The organism is Bacillus cereus group sp. BceL220 (assembly GCF_051776965.1).
Classification (GTDB): Bacteria; Bacillota; Bacilli; order Bacillales; family Bacillaceae_G; genus Bacillus_A; species Bacillus_A cereus.
This window is the reverse complement of the sequence record NZ_JBPWBC010000007.1, coordinates 208,577-229,360: the sequence shown is the minus strand read 5'-3', so window position 1 is coordinate 229,360 and position 20,784 is coordinate 208,577. Positions and strand designations below refer to the sequence as shown.

Sequence of the window (20,784 nt, the reverse complement as noted above, 5' to 3'; positions counted from 1 at the left end):
AAGCATAATATAAAAGTGCAGAAATCTTGAGTTAGAAAGAATTCTGCACTTTTTTTGCGTGATGAGAGATAATAAAAGTCGAAGAAAACTGTTATTCAATAAAAAAAGATGCTGAAATAGTATCTGAATGTGAAGAAATAATATTAACTTAGTTTTGTAACTGTTAATTCAACTGAATTTATACCATTGTCACAAGTTACAATACTTTGACGATTAAAGCCACTATTATTTCTAAGTTGAAGAGTTGAATTAGCTGGCACTGTAACAATCGTTTCGCCAACGAGTTGAAGACATTCGTTATTTGATGAAGTATTCATTTGAATAGCGAAGTCACCTTGACTATTAGCAAGTGGATTGTTATTTAAAAATATAGTTATGACTGGGATATGTGGAAATACAGGATTTAAAGTAGTATTAATACTGGAAATGAACGAAACTCTATAATCACCAGCTTGTCTAAATTGTATAGTAGTAGGGTTTAGTAAGGAAACGCCTCCTGCTAAAGGTCCAACGTGATTAAATGGAAAAGGGTTGCCAAAAGGAACAGTTATAAATTCAGTTTGCCAAAAAGTTCCGTATGCAGGACAGCTTCGTTTATGTGAATGGTCACATGAACATTTTTTATTTGAACTGGAAGAAGATTTGCATGAGCATTTTTTATACGAGTTTGAAGAATGATAGTATGAACCCAATATATTACCTCCTATTCTTAATAAATGTAAAACACATAATAGTTTATGAAAATGAATCACAATTGGCGTGTATGCTTGTACTATAAAAGGAGATAGATTTGGAATATAAAGTGCTCAAATGATGAAATATAGTATTGGGGTATTACCTGTAACACTTTTTGAAGATGATAAGGTTCATAATTTGATAGAAAAATGAATGGGATTTCTAAATGGATTAAAGTAACGAGGAAACGTTTATCCCGCTATTTTCCGAGCAGTAAGACCCCACCTCAAAATTCAGTGAAAGCAAAGAAGTTAGTTGGGGGATGAACAAAACCCCCACTCATTAAAGTTTCACTTTACTATATTAATTTCGTCTGACAAACAGTAATATTATCTTTTGCTGTATGGATGTTATCGTTTGGTGAAGTTAGGATATTTAATCGTATGTATATTAGATTATTTAGTTTATTTTTTTATTTTATTTGTGTAGCTGGGCAGGAAGAAGTCAGAAAATATAGAATAAATGTACATATGAAGCATCGTTTGTTTTTGGTGTGAATAGTAATTAAAGATACGCTAAAATATTTAAAATTGTAACGAAAGAGAGATTAAATAATAGAGGGAGCAACTTACATGGAAAATATATTAAAGGTATCTTCAAAATCAAGCCCAAATTCAGTCGCGGGTGCAATAGCGGGTGTACTAAGAACAAGTGGTAATGTGGAAATTCAAGCGATTGGGGCTGGAGCTATAAATCAAGCGATTAAAGCAATTGCGATTGCAAGAGGGTTCGTCGCTCCAAGTGGTATTGACTTAGCTTTTGTTCCAGCGTTTCAAGAGATTTCTATCAATAATGAAGAAAGAACAGCGATTAAATTAATTGTAGGCCCTAGAAAGAAAAGGTCTTAAAAGTAATTGTGAATGGTTCGTATCAATACAAAGTTCACAACAGTAAAAGCAAAGCATACTATGTAACTGCTAATCCTGCTTATGTGTATGCAAAATGAAAATTATAAAAGCAGAACTCTCATAAGGTTCTGCTTTTATTTGTTGTAATTAATTATCGCTATCTAGTGTAAATCCCTATATAGTTTTTTTTTTCTTCAATTAACTTAACATTTTTTTAAGTTTACAGACATTTCATATTTTGATTTGTTAACATTTTCATACATTGTATTTTTTATCCTTTTTTTAATAAATCAACGGTGTGTTCTAACCATTCTAAAGGTGTTACTTTTAATCCCTCAAAATATATTCCATCTGCAGCTTCTTTTATATATCTATTTTTTTCTTCCTTACTGTAATCACTTTGAATAAATTTAGTTAAGAAAATAATAGCATCTTGTATATATTCTTTATTTTCCTCTTCTATTAGTTCTTGAATTACCTCTTCATAGAAAGAATCTTGATGAAAGTTTCCTGCTAGGAATTGATAAATTTCATCTTCTGGATTGTGTTTTAATAACATATTTATCCTCCTATTTATTAATTTGGATAGCCAGTTAAAATAAATTTTCCGTTTGCATCTTTCTTTAAAATAATTTTAGCATTGGTCATTTCCTCAATTGTCGTAGAACCTCTTTGAATTCCTCTACCAATTATTTCATTACCACTATAGGGTAAGGCTAAGGGCCGATTATTACGTGAATTATTTAACCAGTTTTGAATAAGTTCTTGGTTTCTAGGGTTATTTAAAACGTTGTTAGCTATATTTTCAGCTGTCGCTCTATCTGTAAAGGTGGATGCACCTGTTATTCTAGTATCACTTTCTAATCTTTGCAATAGTTCTTCATCCGTTTTTCCTACATGCCTTTCTAGTAAATGTCCACCTCTAGCCTCGTGTGCAGCTAGGCCTCCTCCGGGGACAAGTGAACTGCTATCACCAGGTTTCACAGTAGTAGTATTTTCACCTTTAGCAAACTGATAGGTTGATAGTTCCTCCTTAGCTTGTTTAAATAAAGCATTGTCAAATGTGGAGTTTATACCATTACTACCACCTGAGAAAGCCAAATTATCGCCTTTGCTCAATATTTGTCCAGCTTTTGAGATACCTTGAGAGAATTTAGCACCTTGCGCTAGCTTTGCAGCTTTACTGACTCCTTTATCCCCAATAAGACCTAATCCAATTTGTGTTAAAGCATACGATCCCTATCTTGCGCGGGTTTCTGCATCTCCATTTATCACATCTTTCTTAAAAGAATCTGATAACGCATCCCACATAGCAGGTAAAGCTTCATCTAAATGGGTAACAGTGTAGCCCATACCTTTCCAAGTTTCCCAGTCACCTAATGCCTTTATACCGTCGATTGTATCTCCTACAGCATCTCCCGCACCATCTACTATACCAGCCCAAACTTTTCCTAAGAAAGATTTTTCAGGTACTTTACTAGGTGTAGTTTCTTTTGAAAACACATGTAATCAATTTGATTGCACAAATTATTATGTATGGATTCTAATGCATGCTTAGTATCATTAGCCCGTTTTGCAACTTGTTCTAGTTCTTCAGGTGTAATTTTTATTTGAACCATTTTCTTCCTCACTCTCCCGATTAAAATTATGAGACAAGAAGAAAAAAATGTAAATATAGAAAATTCGTATTACTGTATTAAGGGACTTTAAGAGGATAATTTTAATCATATGAATAAATTCAAAGCCCACTCTACTGAGTCATCTTTTTTGCTACGATATTTTAAATTATCTTTTAGATAATGCCTTTGATATAGGAAAGAACAGATGGAAAAATAAAACAGGCCTAATTCATTTAGTTTTATATTTTGTGGGGGCACCCACAACCCCACCCGCAATTTACCCACAAAATATAAAAAGTGATGAATCACTATGAAATATCATTTTTATAAAAGCTTGATAAATCAACGTTTTTAGCGCACTTTAAAACTTGATGAATTAAGAGGATATATTTAGAACAAAAGTTCAACAAATGGAAGGGGAATGTTTATTTATCAAGGGGATCTAATACAGTTTAATTAAAAGGTTATTATTTGCTCATAAATAATATAAAAACATGTGAAAAAATATGAAATACCCTTTTGAAGTAGAATATAATATAACAAATAAAAAGCGTCGCAAATGCTTGTATAACAGGCATTTGCGACGCTTTTATAGTTTTTCTGAACATAAAATAAACAACCCTAAAACTGTTCATTCTTCTCCCAAGATTCTACGATATAATGAGCAATCGTCGGATTGAAGCCTTTACCAACTAAAAACATAATCGCAGCAACTTCTGTTAATGCGTGTTCGTGTGATGTATGTTTTGCTTCATTTAAACCGTAATCTACCCATGGTTTTACGAAATCTAGTACGGGTTTCTTGAAAGGTAAAAACTGTGTACCGACAACTTGTTGAATTTGTTGTTGTGTTGGTTCAGTAATTGGTCCAGGTGGTAAGATTTGTGGTTGTGTAATGTCTAATGTTGGTCCTGGCGGTAAAATTTGTGGCTGCGTTGGATCTATTGTTGGTGGTTTAGGTGGTGAGACACGTGCGTCGTAGTTTGGTTGATACATTTGTTGTTGGTATTGCGGTTGTTGTGGTTGAGTTGTGTATGGGTTTTGTGGTGCTGCATATGGATTTTGTTGATATGGTTGTTCTTGGTTTTGTGGTGCTACATATGGATTTTGTTGATATGGTTGTTCTTGGTTTTGTGGTGCTGCATATGGATTTTGTTGATATGGTTGTTCTTGGTTTTGTGGTGCTGCATATGGATTTTGCTGATATGGTTGTTCTTGGTTTTGTGGTACCGCATATGGATTTTGAGGATATTCATAATTTGGACGTGTTTCATATGGATTTTGTTGAAATTCAGTTTCTTGATTTTGCGTTGTTGCATATGGGTTTTCGTCATATTGTTGTTCTTGCTGTTGTAACTCTTGTTCTTCGTATTGTTCTGTGTATCTTTGTTCTTGTTGTTGAGGGTAAAATGGTTGCCTTGGATAAGGCGGTTGATTATTATAGAACATATTTATTCCTCCTTCATGATGATGCTTACCACTCAGTGTATGGGCGGACAAGAAAATATGTGATGAAAAAATGCGGGCGTGTTACAATAAGTAACTGGGTGAAGATAAAATGACAAAACAAGAAAAGATTCAAAAAACAATTACTTTTGTAAAACATATTTTAGAAAAAGATGCGAGTGGGCATGATTGGTATCATATTGAACGCGTACATAAACTGGCGATTTCTTTATCCGAGCAAGAAGGGGGAAATCGTTTTATAATTGAAATGGCAGCATTACTTCACGATGTGGCAGATGAGAAGTTAAATGAAAGTGAAGAAGAAGGAATGAAAAAAGTTTCTGATTGGTTAGAAGAGTTACATGTGGAAGAAGAGGAAAGTAAACATGTTCTTCATATTATCGCCAATATGTCTTATAAAGGTGGTCATGGCGGTAAAGTGGATTCACTTGAAGGGAAGCTTGTTCAAGATGCGGATCGCTTAGACGCCCTTGGAGCAATTGGAATAGCTCGCACATTTGCGTATGGTGGAGCGAAAGGGAGATTAATGTATGATCCAACTATTCCTCCGCGTGAAGTGATGACGAAAGATGAATATAGAAAAAATAACGATCCATCTTTAAATCATTTTTATGAAAAACTTTTGAAATTAAAAGACTTAATGAACACGAACGCAGCAAAACAAGAGGCGGAAGTTCGTCATCGTTATATGGAACAGTTTATTGAACAATTTATGAAAGAGTGGAATGCACAAATATGAAAATGTTAACTGTGGAAAACTTATCAAAATCATATGGAGAAAAACCGTTATTTGATGGATTATCATTTAGTATTGCAGAAGGACACCGTGCCGGAATTATCGGTGTAAACGGAACTGGTAAATCGACGTTATTAAAAATTATTGCAGGGGCAGAAATTCCTGATACAGGTGATATGACTCATTCTCGTGGGTATACAATTAGTTATTTATCACAGCAACCAGAGTTTGATGAACAACTAACAGTGCTAGAGCAAGTCTTCCATGGTGATACTCCTTTAATTCGTCTTCTTCGTGAGTATGAAAAGGCGCTATTACATATCGAAAAAGATCCAAGTAATGAAAAAGTACAGGAACAATTATTTGCAGTGCAGCAACGTATGGATGCAATGAGTGCATGGGAAGCAAATGCAAATGCGAAATCTCTTTTAACGAAATTAGGAATTACGGACTTCACTGCAACTGTTGGAAATTTATCTGGTGGACAGAAAAAACGTATTGCGATGGCGCAATGTTTTATTGAAACACCGGATCTATTAATTTTAGATGAGCCTACGAACCATCTTGATCATGAGACAGTGGAATGGTTAGAGGAATATTTAGCTCGATATAATGGCGCAGTATTACTTGTAACCCATGATCGTTATTTCTTAGATCGTGTGACGAATCGTATTTTCGAATTAGATAATGGAAAACTGTATAGTTATGAAGGGAATTACAGTACGTTTTTAGAAGCGAAAGCACTTCGTGAAGAACAAGAAATTGCGCAAGAATCAAAACGTCAAAACTTATATCGCCGCGAACTAGCATGGATCCGCCGCGGTGCAAAAGCCCGTTCAACAAAGCAAAAGGCACGTATTCAACGATTTGATGAGCTAAAGGGCCAAGAAGGGCCAGCTGCAAAACAGTCAGTTGATATTGCACTTAGCGGTAGCCGTCTTGGGAAAAAAGTACTTGAGTTAAAAGATGTGACGAAAAAATTTGGTGATAAAACGGTATTAAACAACTTTAATCATATCGTGAAACCAGGCGATCGCATCGGAATTATTGGAGCGAATGGAAGCGGGAAATCTTCGCTATTAAATATGCTTGCAGGTAAGTTATCTCCTGATAGTGGTGAAATTGAAGTTGGGCAAACTGTAAAAGTTGCTTATTATACGCAAGAAAATGAAGAGATGAATTTAAATCAGCGTATGATTGAATACATTAAAGAGATTGCAGAAGTTATTCATACAACAGATGGAAAAGTAATTGGTGCATCTCAAATGTTAGAACGTTTCTTATTCCCGACTCATTCACATGGTACACCGCTTGGTAAACTATCTGGTGGTGAAAGAAGACGTTTATATTTATTACGTATTTTAATGGGAGAACCAAACGTACTTTTACTTGATGAACCTACGAATGATCTAGATACACAAACATTAACAGTACTAGAAGATTATTTAGAAGATTTCCCAGGTGTCGTTTTAACTGTATCGCATGACCGTTACTTCTTAGATAAAGTAGTAGATGAACTGTTCATCTTTACTGGCGGAGGCGAAGTGCGTGAGTTCCTAGGTAGTTATACAGATTATTTAGAAATGGAAAAAACGAGAGAACTTATGGAGAAAGCGGAAGTTCAAAAAGAGAAAAAAGTAGTAGAAGAAGCTCCAAAACAACAACGTAAACGTAAACTTTCATACAATGAGCAGCGTGAATGGGAAACGATTGAAGATACAATTGCCGAACTTGAAGAAAAAATTGAGTCAATTGGAGAAGAACTTGCGAAAGTTGGATCTGACTTCACAAAGGCACAAGAATTATCTGAAGCACAGCAGAAAACAGAAGAAGAGCTAGAAAAAAAGATGGAAAGATGGAGTGAACTATCAGACATCGTTGAAGGATTAAAATAAAAACAAGCTGCATATATTGAAAAGTAAAGAGAAAAACTTTACACTATTGGTAGAACCTATTTTAGGAGGGAAAAAATGAGAACATCTAATCCAATGTTGAAAAAAGAGGCATTCCGTAAAGAGGGAGCAAGTGCTTCTGCGATGACGATTGGCGGAACAGTAGGCAAAACGTTCATTATGCTTATCTTGCTACTTGCAACGTCTGTCTATTCATACATACAGATGATGCAGGGGACGATGAAGATGCCAGTATTAATTGGTGCTTTAATCGTTGCGGCAATCATCGCATTTGCGTCTATGTTCTTCCCGCGTATTTCACCTTTTGGTGCACCAATCTATGCAGCGGTAGAAGGGGTTGTGTTAGGAAGTATTTCAGCAGTTTATACAATGAAATTTGGCGATTCTATCGTTTTAAATGCTGTATTACTAACAATCTCAATTCTATTTGCAATGTTAGTGTTATATGCAACACGCGTAGTAAAAGTAACGGATAAATTCCGTACAGGCGTTATGGCAGCAACACTCGGAATTCTGGTTATGTATTTAGTCGTATTCCTACTAAATATGTTTGGTGTAACTGTTCCATACATTCACCAAGGTGGTACAATCGGTATTATTATTAGTGCAGTTGTTATTGTAGTTGCTGCATTAAACTTATTACTAGATTTCGATTTAATCGAAAATGGTGTACGTAGTCAAGCTCCGAAATATATGGAGTGGTACACTGCAATGGGACTAATGCTTACATTAGTTTGGTTATACTTAGAAATTCTTCGTTTCGTTTCTTACTTTACGAAAAATGACTAATAAAAAAATCCTGCATGAAAAATGCAGGTTTTTTTTATTTTCAAAGATATATTGAACGTATGGTATAATATGGATGTTATCAACTTGAATTGAAGGAGATGGAATATGATGAAAGGGAAGAAGGGGATTATGAAAAAACTATTTTCTAAAAGTTTTTTCATAGAACTAGATGAAGCTTTAACGTATCCATCATCTGAAGTTATTACTTCAGCGATTGAAGGATATGCAACTGAATGCAATGAAAGACTAAAATTTGAGAGTAAAGTTAAACCGATTACTTTTTACTTAGAAAATGTAATGTACCGTGCTGAAATAAAGATGGCTCGCGGAGGATATTACATATCTTGTACTGAAGTGTAATGAATTTTGAAACCATACATGTTTGAACTATGTATGGTTTCTTTTTTTGTTTTGTAAGGTCTAAATTAATACTTTTTACTTACGGATACATCATTTTGTGCTTTTTACCATTCATCCATTTCTCCTTACAATGGAGAAAAATATGTGAGGTGGTATAACTTATGATGAATAGAGTTGTATTAATCGGTAGATTGACAAAGGAGCCAGAATTATACTACACAAAACAAGGCGTTGCTTATGCAAGAATATGTATTGCGGTGAATAGAGGATTTCGAAATAGTTTAGGTGAACAACAAGTCGATTTTATTAATTGTGTGATATGGCGAAAATCGGCTGAGAATGTAACTGAATATTGTAAGAAGGGATCACTTGTTGGGATTACAGGGCGTATTCAGACGAGTAATTACGATGATGAACAAGGCAAGAGAATATATAGAACTGAAGTTGTGATTGAGAGTATTACCTTTTTGGAGAGAAGGCGGGAAGGGGCATCGTAATAAAAGGTGATTTTAAGTAATAGCTACGGAAAAAATTGTGGAAAGTATTTTAATAAACTTAAAGAAGGAGTACCGCCAGCTTTTTTTGGAAAACAAGTAAAGAGTATACAAAATTTTATTACGTTTTTCGGCTAATCCAGTAACAATCGAGAACCGTAAAACCCATGCGAGGATAGGAATGTATAAAAAGAAGAATCGAGTGATAGAAAATAAAAAAGGGGATCCTTTCTGAGAGTAAGGAATCCCCCTTTTTATTGTTTCTTGCAAGTGAATTATTTAAATTCTTGTCTATATAATTTAAACGAATAAATAGCTCCAACGAAGAATACAAAGGCTTCAAATAATATAAAGATTTGACGGGAATTCTCAATATCTTTACCAACTAAAGAAATAAATATGCAATTCATTAGAATTTGAGTAGTAAACATACAAGAAATAATTTTAAAATGAATAGGAGTTGTTCTTTCATCTGGTTTACCAATTTTTTTGTAAATAATAATAAGTGTAATTACTGAACCCAAAAATAGAAGTGCTGTAAGTCCTACAACGATATTGAAATTTCCTGTACTTTCTAACATCCATTTATTTAATAAATCAATCATTATTATCTTCCTTTCCTACATAAGAGAATATTTCGTTCTTCTTTTTCACTATAATAAAAAAAGAAAAAGGAAAACATCGAACTTTCTTACAAATACTCGTGTATTCTTACAGTTTTGTCATTTTGCAAATGTATTCATCGCCTTGTCTTTCACTATTTTCTTTGGAAAACATAGTGAATTACGAGAAAGAGCGCTACAAGATCAACTTCCGAGAACGAAAAATATGTAAATAAGCTGTCTATATGGACAGCTTATTATATTTTTTTGCTTAGCGTGTGTTTTTTTTTAATACTGGCGGTACCTCAAGAAATGGATAAAAAATAAAAAGCATCGGAAACGAAAGCTTTTAAAACCTCATTCCTAATTTGAAATGTAAAAAGAATGAAATAGTATGGTAGCGGGAAGAAAGTAGTAAAATTAAGCATCCGAGTAGGAGTATAGAGTGATAACATGTTACAATACAGCTAAGAACACGCAATAAAGGAGAGTTTTTTACGTGAAGATTAAAGCAATTGAACCGACGCCAAGTCCAAATACAATGAAAGTTATTTTGAATGAAGTATTACCATCAGGAGCGCGTAATAATTATACAAATGAAAATAAAGAACAAGCACCAATGCAAGTGCAAGAAATTTTGAAAATTGAAGGCATTAAAGGTGTGTATCATGTAGCTGACTTTTTAGCAGTCGAGCGAAATGCAAAGTATGACTGGAAAGTATTATTACAACAAGTTCGTGCTGTTTTTGGCGAAGAAGTAGTGGAAGAAAGTGAAGAACAACAACTGTCTCATTTTGGAGAAGTGAAAGTGTTTGTTCAAATGTTCTTTACAATTCCAATGCAAGTAAAGTTAACAGATGGAACATCGGAAGAACGCGTTGGCTTACCAGATCGTTTCAAAGAATCAATTATGAAAGTACAAATGTCTGCACCAAACGTTGTAAAAGAGCGTAAATGGGTAGAACAAAGTACACGTTACGGTAATTTTGAAGAAATCGGGAAAGAAGTAGTAGAAGAGATTGTTGCTGCTTATTCAGAAGAACGTGTAAATGAAACGGTTAAAGAATTATTAAATCAAGCAGGTGCTGTTGAAGTAACGATTCAAAAGCGTGAGCCATATAAAGTAACAGAAGAGATGATGAAAGATTCTGACTGGAAAAACCGTTTTGCAGCATTAGAACAAATGGATCCTACTGAAGAAGATATTCCAGTGTTGAAGATGGCGTTAGATGATGAAAAAGTTTCAATACGCCGTTTAGCAACAGCGTATTTAGGTATGGTAAAAGGTGATGAAGTATTACCGTTATTATATAAAGCGTTGTTAGATCGCTCTGTAAGTGTTCGTCGTACTGCAGGAGATTGTTTATCAGATGTAGGTGATCCGGCAGCGATGTTCGTTATGATTAAATCTCTGAAAGATCCAAGTAAATTAGTACGCTGGCGTGCAGCGATGTTCTTATTTGAACTTGGAGATGAAAGTGCGATTCCAGCATTAAAAGTAGCGCAAGATGATTCAGAGTTTGAAGTAGCGATGCAAGCACGTCTAGCATTAGAGCGTATTGAAGGCGGAGAAGAAGCAAAAGGTTCTGTATGGAAACAAATGACGGAGTCTCGTAAAGGGGAATAATGTATGATTGTTTTCTATGATAGTTGGTGTCCGATGTGTACGGCCGTTGCAGAACGTACGAAAAAATTAGATAAAAAGGGTAAGATGAAATTTGTTTCATTTCGAAATGAAGATGTAGTTGAGAAATATAAGCTTTCTCAAGAACTACAAAGTAAAATGGAACAAAGACTGTATATTTTTAAAAATAATAAGTGGTATGACGGCATTCAGAGCATAGATGTATTAGCAAAGGCCGTTCCATCTTATTGGTTTGCAGTTCCTTTTATAAAGCTATCTATCGTACTTGGTTTTGGAAGTAAAGTATACGATTATATCGCTAATAATAGAAAACTTGTTCCAGTGGGACATTGCCGCGGTGGGGTTTGTGAAATCCCTACAAAAAAATGAAATCATCGTTATCTTTCTTTTGCACCTATTAATAGAGCGTGATATGATGAATTTGGAATGAAAGTTGAAGGAGAGATTACAAGATGTCAAATGCTTATGAAGAATACATGCGCCAAATGGTAATCCCAATGCGCCAAGAGTTAGTGCGTTCTGGGTTTGAAGAGTTAACTACAGAAGAAGCTGTAACAGAATTTATGGAAAATACATCAGGTACAACTTTAGTAGTTGTAAACTCTGTTTGTGGTTGTGCAGCTGGTTTAGCACGTCCATCAGCAGGTCAAGCGGTTGTTCGTGCTGAAAAACAACCTGATCATCTTGTAACTGTATTCGCAGGTCAAGATAAAGATGCTACTGCAAAAATGCGTGAATATTTCGGAGAAATTCCTCCATCTTCACCATCTATGGCATTATTAAAAGGAAAAGAAGTTGTTCACTTCATTCACCGTCATGAAATTGAAGGTGCAACTATGGACGAAATTATTACGAACTTAGAGCAAGCTTTCGAAAAGAATTGCTAAAGAAGGGGGAGAGTAAATCTCCCTCTTTTCTTTATATAGAGGTGAAACAATGATAGTAACAACAGCAGGAAGAACAAACAAAGAAATGACAGCATATGCAAAAAAGGTAGCAGAAGAATTAAATCGTTCTTTCATTTTACGTAATGATATACCAGTGCATAAATTACATGAGCAGTATGAACAAGATATACTTGTCGTAGGAAAGAACCGATTAGCTATTTATCCGAAAGGTACGGAAGAATCATTTTTCTTTCATCCGAACTCAGCGATGTTTCGTGTGAAAAGGTTAATGCGTGGAGAACACGATCCGTTTGTACAAGCTGCTAAATTAGAGAGCGGAATGACAGTGTTAGATTGTACGCTCGGGATGGCATCAGATAGTATTGTAGCTAGTTATGTTGTTGGTGAAAGTGGAAAAGTAACAGGACTTGAAGGCAATGAATATATGGCTTATATCATGAGAAATGGTTTGAAAACATGGTCTTCATCTGTTTCTGAAATTGATGAAGCAATGCAAAGAATCCAAGTAAAGCAAACGGAGCATTTTTCATTTTTAGCGCAATGTGAAGACAATAGTTATGATGTCGTTTACCTTGATCCGATGTTTGAAGAAACTGTCATAGAATCTGACGGAATTAAAGGATTAAAACACTTCGCTTTGTATCATGATATTACTGACGAAACAATTGCGGAGGCAAAACGAGTGGCGAGAAAACGTGTCGTTTTAAAAGATCATTTTCGTAGTTCTAGATTTGAAAAACACAATTTTCATGTATACAAAAGAAAAAGTGCTAAGTTTCACTTTGGTGTAATTGACCCTTGCTAATTGTTTGAAAAGATGTATAATAAGCAATAATTAATTAAATATACTGTCTGTGATGAAGAGAGTAGTCTTTTTTAGAAGGAAAGCGAGCTAGGGATGGTGTGAGCCTAGTACGGAAGAAAAAGATGAAGCGCACTTCGGAGATGCTTCTTGAACGAATAGTAGAGAAAGCCGAGGCCCCCTGTCCTCGTTATAAACGGGAAAGTGGTTCGTAACGAACAACAAGGGTGGTACCACGGGTTCAAACTCGTCTCTTTTTTAGAGACGAGTTTTTTGTGTTTTAAAAAATAAGGAGGTTGTATCATGGATTATAAAATGCAGTTTGCGGAAAGTTTATCTAATATTTTCACGAATGAATTAACGCAAAAACAAATTTTAGATTTAATTGAAACACCGAAACAAGATGAATTTGGAGATGCAGCGTTCCCATGTTTTTCATTAGCGAAGCAATATAAAAAAGCACCAGCTCTTATCGCAAAGGAAGTTGCTGAGAAATTAAATGATCCGTTTTTTACGAAAGTAGAAGCCGTTGGTCCTTATGTAAATGTATTTTTCAATCGTGAAACTGTAAGTGATGCAGTATTAAAAACAGTTTTAGCGGAGAAAGAAGAGTTCGGTCAAAACCACTTTGGCTGTGAAAAAACAGTAGTAATTGATTATTCCTCTCCTAATATCGCGAAACCTTTTTCGATGGGGCATTTACGTTCTACAATGATAGGAAATTCGCTGAAACATATCGCTGAAAAATGTGGCTATGAAGTTGTAGGGATTAATTATATAGGAGATTGGGGAACACAGTTTGGAAAGTTAATTACGGCTTATAAAAAATGGGGAAATGAAGCAGTGGTGAAAGAGGATCCAATACGTGAGCTATTTAAGTTATATGTTCAGTTTCATGTAGAAGTAAAAGAGAATGATGAATTAGAAGAAGAAGGACGTGCTTGGTTTAAAAAGCTAGAAGAAGGCGATGAAGAAGCAGTTGAACTTTGGAATTGGTTCCGTCACGAATCATTAAAAGAATTTTCTCGTATTTATGAACTTCTCGGTGTGGAATTTACTAATTTTCAAGGCGAAGCTTTCTATAATGATAAAATGGAAGACTTTATTGGGATTTTAGAAGAGCACGACTTACTGGAAGAATCAGAAGGCGCATTAGTCGTTAATTTAGAAGAAGAAGGAATGCCGCCTTGCTTAATTAGAAAATCAGATGGTGCGACGATTTATGCAACGCGTGACTTAACGGCAGCTTTATATCGTCAAAACACTTATGGGTTTGATAAAGCGCTATATGTTGTTGGTCCAGAACAAAGCTTACATTTCAATCAATTTTTCACCGTATTAAAAAAACTTGGCTATACTTGGGTTGATGGTATGGAACACGTACCGTTTGGCTTCATTTTAAAAGATGGTAAGAAAATGTCAACACGTAAAGGAAGAGTTATTTTACTTGAAGAAGTACTCGAAGAAGCAATCGAACTTGCAAAACAAAATATTGAAGAGAAAAATCCAAACTTAAAACAAAAAGAAGTAGTAGCAAAGCAAGTCGGTGTTGGTGCAATCATCTTCCACGATTTAAAAAATGAGCGTATGCACAATATTGAATTCTCATTAGAAAACATGCTGAAATTTGAAGGAGAAACAGGCCCGTACGTACAGTACACACATGCACGTGCTTGCTCTATTTTAAGAAAAGAAAGTGTAGAATTTGAAACATGTACGTTTGCTTTAAAAGACGATCATAGCTGGAGTGTCGTAAAATTACTAAACAAATTCCCACAAGTAATTGAAGCAGCTTTCAATAAAAATGAGCCATCGATTATTTCGAAATATGTATTAGATGTAGCACAATCGTTCAATAAATATTACGGTAATGTTCGTATATTAGAAGAGAGTGAAGAAAAAGACAGCAGACTCGCATTGGTTTATGCTGTGACGGTTGTATTAAAAGAAGGATTACGTTTACTTGGGGTGGAGACTCCTGAGGAGATGTAGCATAAAAGGTGTATGTATCATTACAGATATGTATGCCTTTTTATTTGGTATAGGAGTCATGTAAGCAGTAATCTCACCTTATTAAAACCAATTTCTTGGGTAATTGTTAAAAATGTAGGAATGTTTTGTTAAATGGAGAATTGTAAGGGGTGTATATAAAAGGAGGCGTTAGAGGTTGGAAACATACGATTGGAACAGTAAACTAGCGTATTTAAAAAATACGAGAGATTTATATTACAATAGCGATTATGTAAGTTTTCTAGTGAATTCAGTTTGGAAGATTTCTGAGCCAGTCCATGTTGTTGATTATGGTTGTGGATATGGTTATTTAGGCTTATTATTAATGCCTTTACTTCCAGAAGGATCAAAGTATACAGGCATTGATAGTGGAGAAACATTATTAGCTGAAGCGAGAGAGTTGTTTCGTTCACTTCCGTACGAGTCAGAATTTCTGGAGGGAGATGCTATAGAAATTGAATTGAACGATACATACGATATAGCAATTTGTCATGCCTTCTTATTACATATGAGTTCACCAAAAACGATGCTACAAAAAATGATTCATTCAGTTAAAAGTGGCGGGAAAATAATCTGTTTTGAACCACATTGGATATCAAATATGTCTTCATACACTTTGGATGGAGAGAACCAATCGGAAATTATCCAGCTAGGCATTTTGCAGAATTTATTTGAAAGTGACACGCAGAGGAGTGGAAAAGATGGAAATATTGGTATGAAAATACCGATGTATTTAAGTGAATTAGGTGTGAAAAATATTGAGTGTAGAGTAAGTGATAAAGTGAACTTTTTAGATTCTAATATCCACCATAATGATAAACAAAGTTTGTATCATTCATTAAAAGAAGAGGGGATTGCAGGTAATCCGGGTGATAAGCAGCAATTTATAAAACGTTTAATAGACAGAGGATTAACATATGATAATGCGCTAGCTCAATATGAAGCTGAACTACGATTTTTTAAAATATTTCATGTGCATTCTTCTTTAGTGTACGCTCCGAATATGAAAATTACATTTGGTGATATAGTATGTTAAAAGATATGATATATAAGGATTGTCGTTTAATGTCGATAAGTCGATATTCGACATATAATCGCTGATAAATGTTAAGAATCGGTCGATATAATTTGAAAATCGCCGATAAAATGAAAGAATCGCTGATATATTTGAATTATCGCCGATATAATTTTATGTACTAATTTCAGCTTCTACAAGATTAAAACTGCATGTTACGTTATTCTATATAATTAAACAACATATGGAGAAAAACAATCATTTTTACTATATTTTGTTATGAATTTGAATAATATTAATTAATATCATCCATTATAAGAGATTTTAGTTGAATACATACTATATGGTGTGTAAAATCTAAGCAAGTAGCAGTTTAAATATAAATTCGAGGTGAATGCATGCTAGATTTTAAGCAGTTAGAAGCGTGTTTGAAAGATAAGAGATTTGTAGACGGATTACAGGAAATAAATAATGAAATTGCATATATAAAAGAAACGAATACTTTATCCTATGTGAAGAATTGGCTTGCTAATATTCCTTCGCATAAGGAGTTTGACATATTAATTCGCCTTACTGATGAAGGGCTTATGCACCAATACAGTTCATTCCTCATTCGCTACGCTTATAAAAAATTCCCAAATATGAGAACGCTCTCTTTATATTGTGATGAGCTAATTGATGAGCGAAAAATTCTTGAAGCAGAGCAGCTGTTAAAAGAAACTTTAGAAGAGAGTAATAAAGAAGAAATAGATGCAGATTTTTTAGCGAAAACATATTTTACGTTAGTACGATGTCTTTTAGAAATGAAAAGAAATGAAGAAGCGCTAATGTATATGCAAAAAGCAGAGGAGTACAGTACGCGCGTAGTGTTTGATAAATGGGGCTACGTTTATATGCACACAGGCGAATGGGAGAAAGCGGAAGAACAATTTATTGCTGGCATGCAGCATGAAGATTGTGAAGAGTTATCTACCTATTTATTATCACAATTGTATGCGAATAAAGGAGAACAAAAACGTGCGATACAGTTAATTGATGATGCGATTGTAAAGTTCCCACAAGTACCATATTTTCATTTTGAGAAGGTAAAGTATTTATTAGATTTAGAGCAATATGAAGAGATGTTAGCGGTAATAGATAACATAAATACTCAGCTGCCATATCATGCTTATAACACTTACTTTGTACATTTACGTGCAGAAGCGCTGTACAAAATGAATAAATTTGCAGATTTACAAAAGCTATTAAAAAAAGAAAAGAGTTTAAAAGAATCTTTATATCATAATTTAGAAAAAAATCCGGATGGAAAAAAGGTTCACTTGCCGATAGTTCCTATTGTACAAAAGGATAATTATTGTGTTCCGACAAGTTTAGAGATGATGTTGCGTATATGGGGAGAGACACGTACACAAGATGAAATAGCAGAGTTTATTTTTGATATGACAGGATCGAAGTTTTCAGATACTGTTTCTTATTTAGAAGAATTAGGTTATGAATATCGTTATTTTAAAGGGAATGAAGAGAATTATAAGAGACTGATTGACGAAGGAATTCCTGTTTTATTAAGTATAGATATTGAGCATGCTTCACACGTACAAGTCCTATCTGGATATGATGATACATTGCAAGCTTTCTATGTTCAAGATCCAAACTTTATAGAACCAGTTCTTGTAGAATATAGTAAATTACAAGAAAAATATCGTTATACAGGCTGTTTAGCAATCACGTTTGTTCCGAAAGAAAAGAAGGCGCAACTAGCGTTTCTAAGTGAGGAAGAAAATCGTTATTTTAAATCTATTTTTTCTCTTACGGATCATTTAGATGAACATGACAAAGAGGGAATTAGTGACTTAGTACAATTTTTAAAAGAAACGAGTGATAATCCAAATACGTGGTTATATACGATAAAGCACTTAGATGTTGAAGTAGATAAAGAATTTATTTTATATTGTATCGATAAGTTAATGGAAGAGTTTCCGAACTCGGACTTTGTTAAATTGCATGGTGCACAGTGTTTTATTCGTCTTCAAGAAGTAGAGAAAGCGGAGCAAATGCTGACAAGCGTTGAGAGGAAAAATAATCGTGCTTTATATCATTTAATAAACGGAAGATATGCTTTTGAGCAGGAAAGTTATATAGAAGCGATTTCAAGCTTTCGTTCATCGTTACAATTAGACGCAGATCAGCCTATTGCTTGGAGTTTTCTCGCTTTATCCTATATGTATATTGATCAATCTGAAAAAGCATTGCAATACTCTCAAGTTGCGTTAGAGCGCAGTCCTGAAAGGTTCACTTTAACGAATCACGGTTTAATATTAATAGATTTAGAAAGATATGAAGAAGCATATGAAATCTTTAATGACTTGTTAAAAGAGTATAAATATGAAGCACATGTATGGTATGAACGAGCGAGATGTGCACATCAACTAGGAAAATTATATTTAGCAATAAAAGGGCTTAAAGTAGCGATTCATTTGGATAGTAATGCACCTTACATTTATACGAAACTTTCGGAAATATACGAATCTGATTTGAAGGATGAGGAAAGTACGAAAGAAATTTTATTAAACGGTATTGAGAATTGTGATGATAAAGCACCTCTTTACGTAAAATTAGGTGACTATCATTTTCAAAATGATAGCTTGGAAGAAGCAGAAGTATTGTATAAGCGTGCTTTAGAAGAAAACGATGAGGATGTTTATTCTCACTTCGGACTTACACAAGTGTATATGGCAAGAGAACAATACAAGGAAGCAAAAGAATACATTCTTGGTCTTGAGAAGCAAATTGAAAAGAGCCAAGATTTCCTCATGAATGCAGGAATGGTTTTATGGGATGCTGAACTTGAACTTGGTGGAAATGAAGAAGGGTTTAAAGTAGCGCTATCTAAGTTAGAAAATGGTATAAAGAAAAGCGATTATAATGTAGCAAGTGCGTTAGATGAATATGTGAATCGAATTAAAGGAACGGAATTTGTACAACGAGGTATAGCGTTTTTAAGAACGTTACACAAAGAAAGTAATGAAGTAAGTGAGTACGGTTGTTATGCAGGTATTTTATATGAATCTATTGGACAGTACGGCCAAGCGATGAAAAGATATAATAAGGCGATAGAACAAAAGGAAACGGCATTACCGTATTACCGAATTGGTGAAACACTTATGGCATTAGGGCAATTGACGGAAGCAAAACAAGCGTATGAAACATGTTTAGAGCTTGATGGGAATTTCGTAGGTGTACATTTACAGCTTGCGGAAATATACGAAAAAGAAGAAAACCGTTCTAAAGAACAAAGTCATATGGTTCAGGCGATGAAGGAAGAGCCGTTGCATATTAATATGGAATATTTGGCACAGCTTTCAGTAGATATGAATCTTCAGGAAGAATTGCTGACGGAACTAGAACAATTAGAGGAAGAAGTACCTGAAATATGGCGTTTAGATGCGATTGCATATGTGTACGGAGCGATGAATGAAATAGATAAAGAACAAGAACAGATTGAATACGCGCTACAATTAGATGGTGAGCATATAGAAGTTCTATATCATTATGCAAAAGTATTAGTGAAAAAAAGAAATGTAAAAGCAATTGAAGTTGCAATGAAAGTAATACAAAAAGATTTTGATAATGAACGTATATTTGATGTTTATGTAAAAGCAGTAGAGCAGCATAAAAAATTGTCTAATATACGAGATTTTCTTCATACGTTAAAGGTGAAAAAAGCAGAAAGAAGTGCAGCATTCATGTATGCTGCAGCTGCGGTTACGGAAATATGGATTGAACGCCAGCTGCATGAACAACCAAAACGATCTATCATTACGAGAGCTTTTTATCGTATGAAAAATCGTGCCAAAGAAATTTCAATGGTTACTATGATAATTGATTTATATGAAATCTCTTTAAAGTTAAATCCGAAAAATAGTATGGCAGCACAGCGATTTGCGCTATTTTATGAGAATGTAGAGATGAATAAAGAAGCAATAGAGATTCTGCACACGTCACTAGAAAATAGATGGGATTATGAAGTAGCGAAGCAACTTGTAAATCTTTTCGTTGAGTGCGAGGAAGAAGATATGTTAAGAGATGCTTTGGAATTAACGAAGCAAATGGTTCGAGAACTACCAGATGATTATGATACTCTTCTTCTGCAAGCACAAGTATTCTTTAAAGCAGGGGAAGAAAGAAAAGCAGAAAAGATTACCTTACAATTAACGGAGCAAACACCGTTCGTAAGTAGAGCATTTCTTGCTTTAGGAGAAATGTATCAAAGTCAAGAAAGGTTTGAAGAGGCAATTCATGTATTAGAAAATGCTTCTATACATCATCCAAATGAAACAGCAATTCTCCTTTCTTTAGCGTCTTCATATCATGGTGCCGGCCAAACACTAAAGGCAGAAAAAATAGCAAATGAAGTATTAACAATGGATGCAAGTGATTTGTTAGCAAGATATGATCGTGCTTGTTATTTAGCACAGTTAAATAGAAATGAAGAGGCGAAGGAAGAGCTTGAAATTGTCCTTCGTGAGGATGAATCGGGATTCTTTGCTGAACTTATTGAGGATGATGAAAATTTAGCAGCATTGCGAGAATTTGAAAAGTAATTGTATAAGAATAGGGGATAAGGATAAGCATATATTTTGAATTAGTTGACAATTAGTTGTCAAATGGCATAAAATAACTTTTAATAAAGTATACAAATCTGAAGACGAGAAAGAGTAAAATAGTGAACTGTTCTCCAGAGAGCCGGTATATTGCTGAAAGCCGGTGGGCAGACGTTATTTGAAAATCATCTCCGAGGAGCCGAGGCTGAAAGTAAGTAAGCCCGGACGGATGTCTACCGT

The 20,784-nt window shown here is 34.5% G+C and carries 18 protein-coding genes, 3 pseudogenes and 2 other annotated features (1 of these 23 running past the window's edge); of the genes and pseudogenes, 15 read left to right on the top strand and 6 right to left on the bottom strand.

Going from position 1 to position 20,784, the window contains the following annotated elements; translation table 11 throughout:
• Positions 1-143: 143 nt before the first annotated feature.
• The gene (locus ACS2FK_RS19735; RefSeq protein ID WP_000536156.1) at positions 144-692 is read right to left on the bottom strand and encodes a hypothetical protein; all 549 of its coding nucleotides are present in this window, start codon (positions 690-692) and stop codon (positions 144-146) included.
• A 615-nt stretch (positions 693-1,307) separates the two neighbouring features.
• Here ACS2FK_RS19735 and ACS2FK_RS19730 point away from each other — a divergent pair.
• Both ACS2FK_RS19730 and ACS2FK_RS19725 read left to right on the top strand, forming a co-directional pair.
• Positions 1,308-1,583, top strand: a complete 276-nt coding sequence (locus ACS2FK_RS19730) for a stage V sporulation protein S (RefSeq protein ID WP_000427801.1) — start codon at positions 1,308-1,310, stop codon at positions 1,581-1,583.
• A pseudogene (locus ACS2FK_RS19725) lies at positions 1,580-1,681 on the top strand (N-acetylmuramoyl-L-alanine amidase); the annotation flags it as partial. The gene ACS2FK_RS19730 and the pseudogene ACS2FK_RS19725, both read left to right, overlap by 4 nt.
• A gap of 173 nt (positions 1,682-1,854) precedes the next feature.
• Here the strand turns inward: ACS2FK_RS19725 and ACS2FK_RS19720 are convergent.
• The 4 genes and pseudogenes from ACS2FK_RS19720 to ACS2FK_RS19705 all read right to left on the bottom strand — a co-directional run bounded on the left by ACS2FK_RS19720 (position 1,855) and on the right by ACS2FK_RS19705 (position 4,651).
• Positions 1,855-2,142 carry a contact-dependent growth inhibition system immunity protein gene (locus ACS2FK_RS19720; protein WP_000924765.1) on the bottom strand — a complete coding sequence of 96 codons (288 nt, stop codon included), beginning with the start codon at positions 2,140-2,142 and terminating at the stop codon, positions 1,855-1,857.
• A gap of 17 nt (positions 2,143-2,159) precedes the next feature.
• On the bottom strand, positions 2,160-2,567 hold the full coding sequence (locus ACS2FK_RS19715) for an RNase A-like domain-containing protein (RefSeq protein ID WP_230387350.1): 408 nt from the start codon (positions 2,565-2,567) through the stop codon (positions 2,160-2,162).
• Positions 2,565-3,202: pseudogene (locus ACS2FK_RS19710) on the bottom strand (WXG100 family type VII secretion target); the annotation flags it as partial. The gene ACS2FK_RS19715 and the pseudogene ACS2FK_RS19710, both read right to left, overlap by 3 nt.
• Before the next feature lie 621 nt (positions 3,203-3,823).
• Entirely contained in the window at positions 3,824-4,651 is an 828-nt protein-coding gene (locus ACS2FK_RS19705; protein WP_000499697.1) for a hypothetical protein, read from the bottom strand.
• 109 nt (positions 4,652-4,760) lie between these two features.
• Between ACS2FK_RS19705 and ACS2FK_RS19700 the strand changes: the two genes are divergently transcribed.
• From ACS2FK_RS19700 to ACS2FK_RS19680, 5 genes are all read left to right on the top strand, one after another.
• Positions 4,761-5,408, top strand: a complete 648-nt coding sequence (locus tag ACS2FK_RS19700) for an HD domain-containing protein (RefSeq protein ID WP_000165961.1) — start codon at positions 4,761-4,763, stop codon at positions 5,406-5,408.
• The gene (locus ACS2FK_RS19695) at positions 5,405-7,300 is read left to right on the top strand and encodes an ABC-F family ATP-binding cassette domain-containing protein (protein ID WP_000783191.1); all 1,896 of its coding nucleotides are present in this window, start codon (positions 5,405-5,407) and stop codon (positions 7,298-7,300) included. Before ACS2FK_RS19700 ends, ACS2FK_RS19695 begins: the two co-directional genes overlap by 4 nt.
• A gap of 75 nt (positions 7,301-7,375) precedes the next feature.
• The gene (locus ACS2FK_RS19690) at positions 7,376-8,107 is read left to right on the top strand and encodes a Bax inhibitor-1/YccA family protein (RefSeq protein WP_023521797.1); all 732 of its coding nucleotides are present in this window, start codon (positions 7,376-7,378) and stop codon (positions 8,105-8,107) included.
• A gap of 105 nt (positions 8,108-8,212) precedes the next feature.
• Positions 8,213-8,467, top strand: coding sequence for a DUF4318 domain-containing protein (locus ACS2FK_RS19685; protein WP_053564643.1), 255 nt, complete (start codon positions 8,213-8,215; stop codon positions 8,465-8,467).
• A gap of 161 nt (positions 8,468-8,628) precedes the next feature.
• Positions 8,629-8,964, top strand: a complete 336-nt coding sequence (locus tag ACS2FK_RS19680; RefSeq protein WP_063547138.1) for a single-stranded DNA-binding protein — start codon at positions 8,629-8,631, stop codon at positions 8,962-8,964.
• Positions 8,965-9,236: 272 nt separating this feature from the next.
• Here the strand turns inward: ACS2FK_RS19680 and ACS2FK_RS19675 are convergent, their stop codons facing one another.
• Complete coding sequence (locus tag ACS2FK_RS19675) at positions 9,237-9,566, bottom strand: hypothetical protein (protein ID WP_000566293.1); 330 nt, start codon at positions 9,564-9,566, stop codon at positions 9,237-9,239.
• A gap of 139 nt (positions 9,567-9,705) precedes the next feature.
• Between ACS2FK_RS19675 and ACS2FK_RS19670 the strand changes: the two are divergent.
• The 8 genes and pseudogenes from ACS2FK_RS19670 to ACS2FK_RS19635 form a co-directional block, all read left to right on the top strand.
• Positions 9,706-9,780 (top strand): annotated as a pseudogene (locus tag ACS2FK_RS19670) (transposase); the annotation flags it as partial.
• A 282-nt stretch (positions 9,781-10,062) separates the two neighbouring features.
• Positions 10,063-11,190: a conserved virulence factor C family protein gene (locus tag ACS2FK_RS19665; protein WP_063547139.1), complete on the top strand. Its 1,128-nt coding sequence runs from the start codon at positions 10,063-10,065 to the stop codon at positions 11,188-11,190.
• 3 nt (positions 11,191-11,193) lie between these two features.
• Positions 11,194-11,577 carry a thiol-disulfide oxidoreductase DCC family protein gene (locus ACS2FK_RS19660; protein WP_000634891.1) on the top strand — a complete coding sequence of 128 codons (384 nt, stop codon included), beginning with the start codon at positions 11,194-11,196 and terminating at the stop codon, positions 11,575-11,577.
• A gap of 83 nt (positions 11,578-11,660) precedes the next feature.
• Positions 11,661-12,095: a BrxA/BrxB family bacilliredoxin gene (locus ACS2FK_RS19655; RefSeq protein WP_000063706.1), complete on the top strand. Its 435-nt coding sequence runs from the start codon at positions 11,661-11,663 to the stop codon at positions 12,093-12,095.
• A gap of 49 nt (positions 12,096-12,144) precedes the next feature.
• Positions 12,145-12,921: a class I SAM-dependent methyltransferase gene (locus ACS2FK_RS19650; protein ID WP_063547140.1), complete on the top strand. Its 777-nt coding sequence runs from the start codon at positions 12,145-12,147 to the stop codon at positions 12,919-12,921.
• Between the two features lie 40 nt (positions 12,922-12,961).
• Positions 12,962-13,176: a binding site (T-box leader), on the top strand.
• A gap of 45 nt (positions 13,177-13,221) precedes the next feature.
• On the top strand, positions 13,222-14,910 hold the full coding sequence (argS, locus tag ACS2FK_RS19645) for an arginine--tRNA ligase (protein WP_063547141.1): 1,689 nt from the start codon (positions 13,222-13,224) through the stop codon (positions 14,908-14,910).
• A 175-nt stretch (positions 14,911-15,085) separates the two neighbouring features.
• Positions 15,086-15,964: a class I SAM-dependent methyltransferase gene (locus ACS2FK_RS19640; RefSeq protein ID WP_000451279.1), complete on the top strand. Its 879-nt coding sequence runs from the start codon at positions 15,086-15,088 to the stop codon at positions 15,962-15,964.
• Positions 15,965-16,341: 377 nt separating this feature from the next.
• Positions 16,342-20,544 (top strand): bacteriocin-processing peptidase family protein, encoded by a 4,203-nt coding sequence (locus tag ACS2FK_RS19635; RefSeq protein WP_063547142.1) that lies wholly within the window; start codon positions 16,342-16,344, stop codon positions 20,542-20,544.
• Positions 20,545-20,636: 92 nt separating this feature from the next.
• Positions 20,637-20,784: a binding site (T-box leader), on the top strand (it continues 93 nt past the right edge of the window).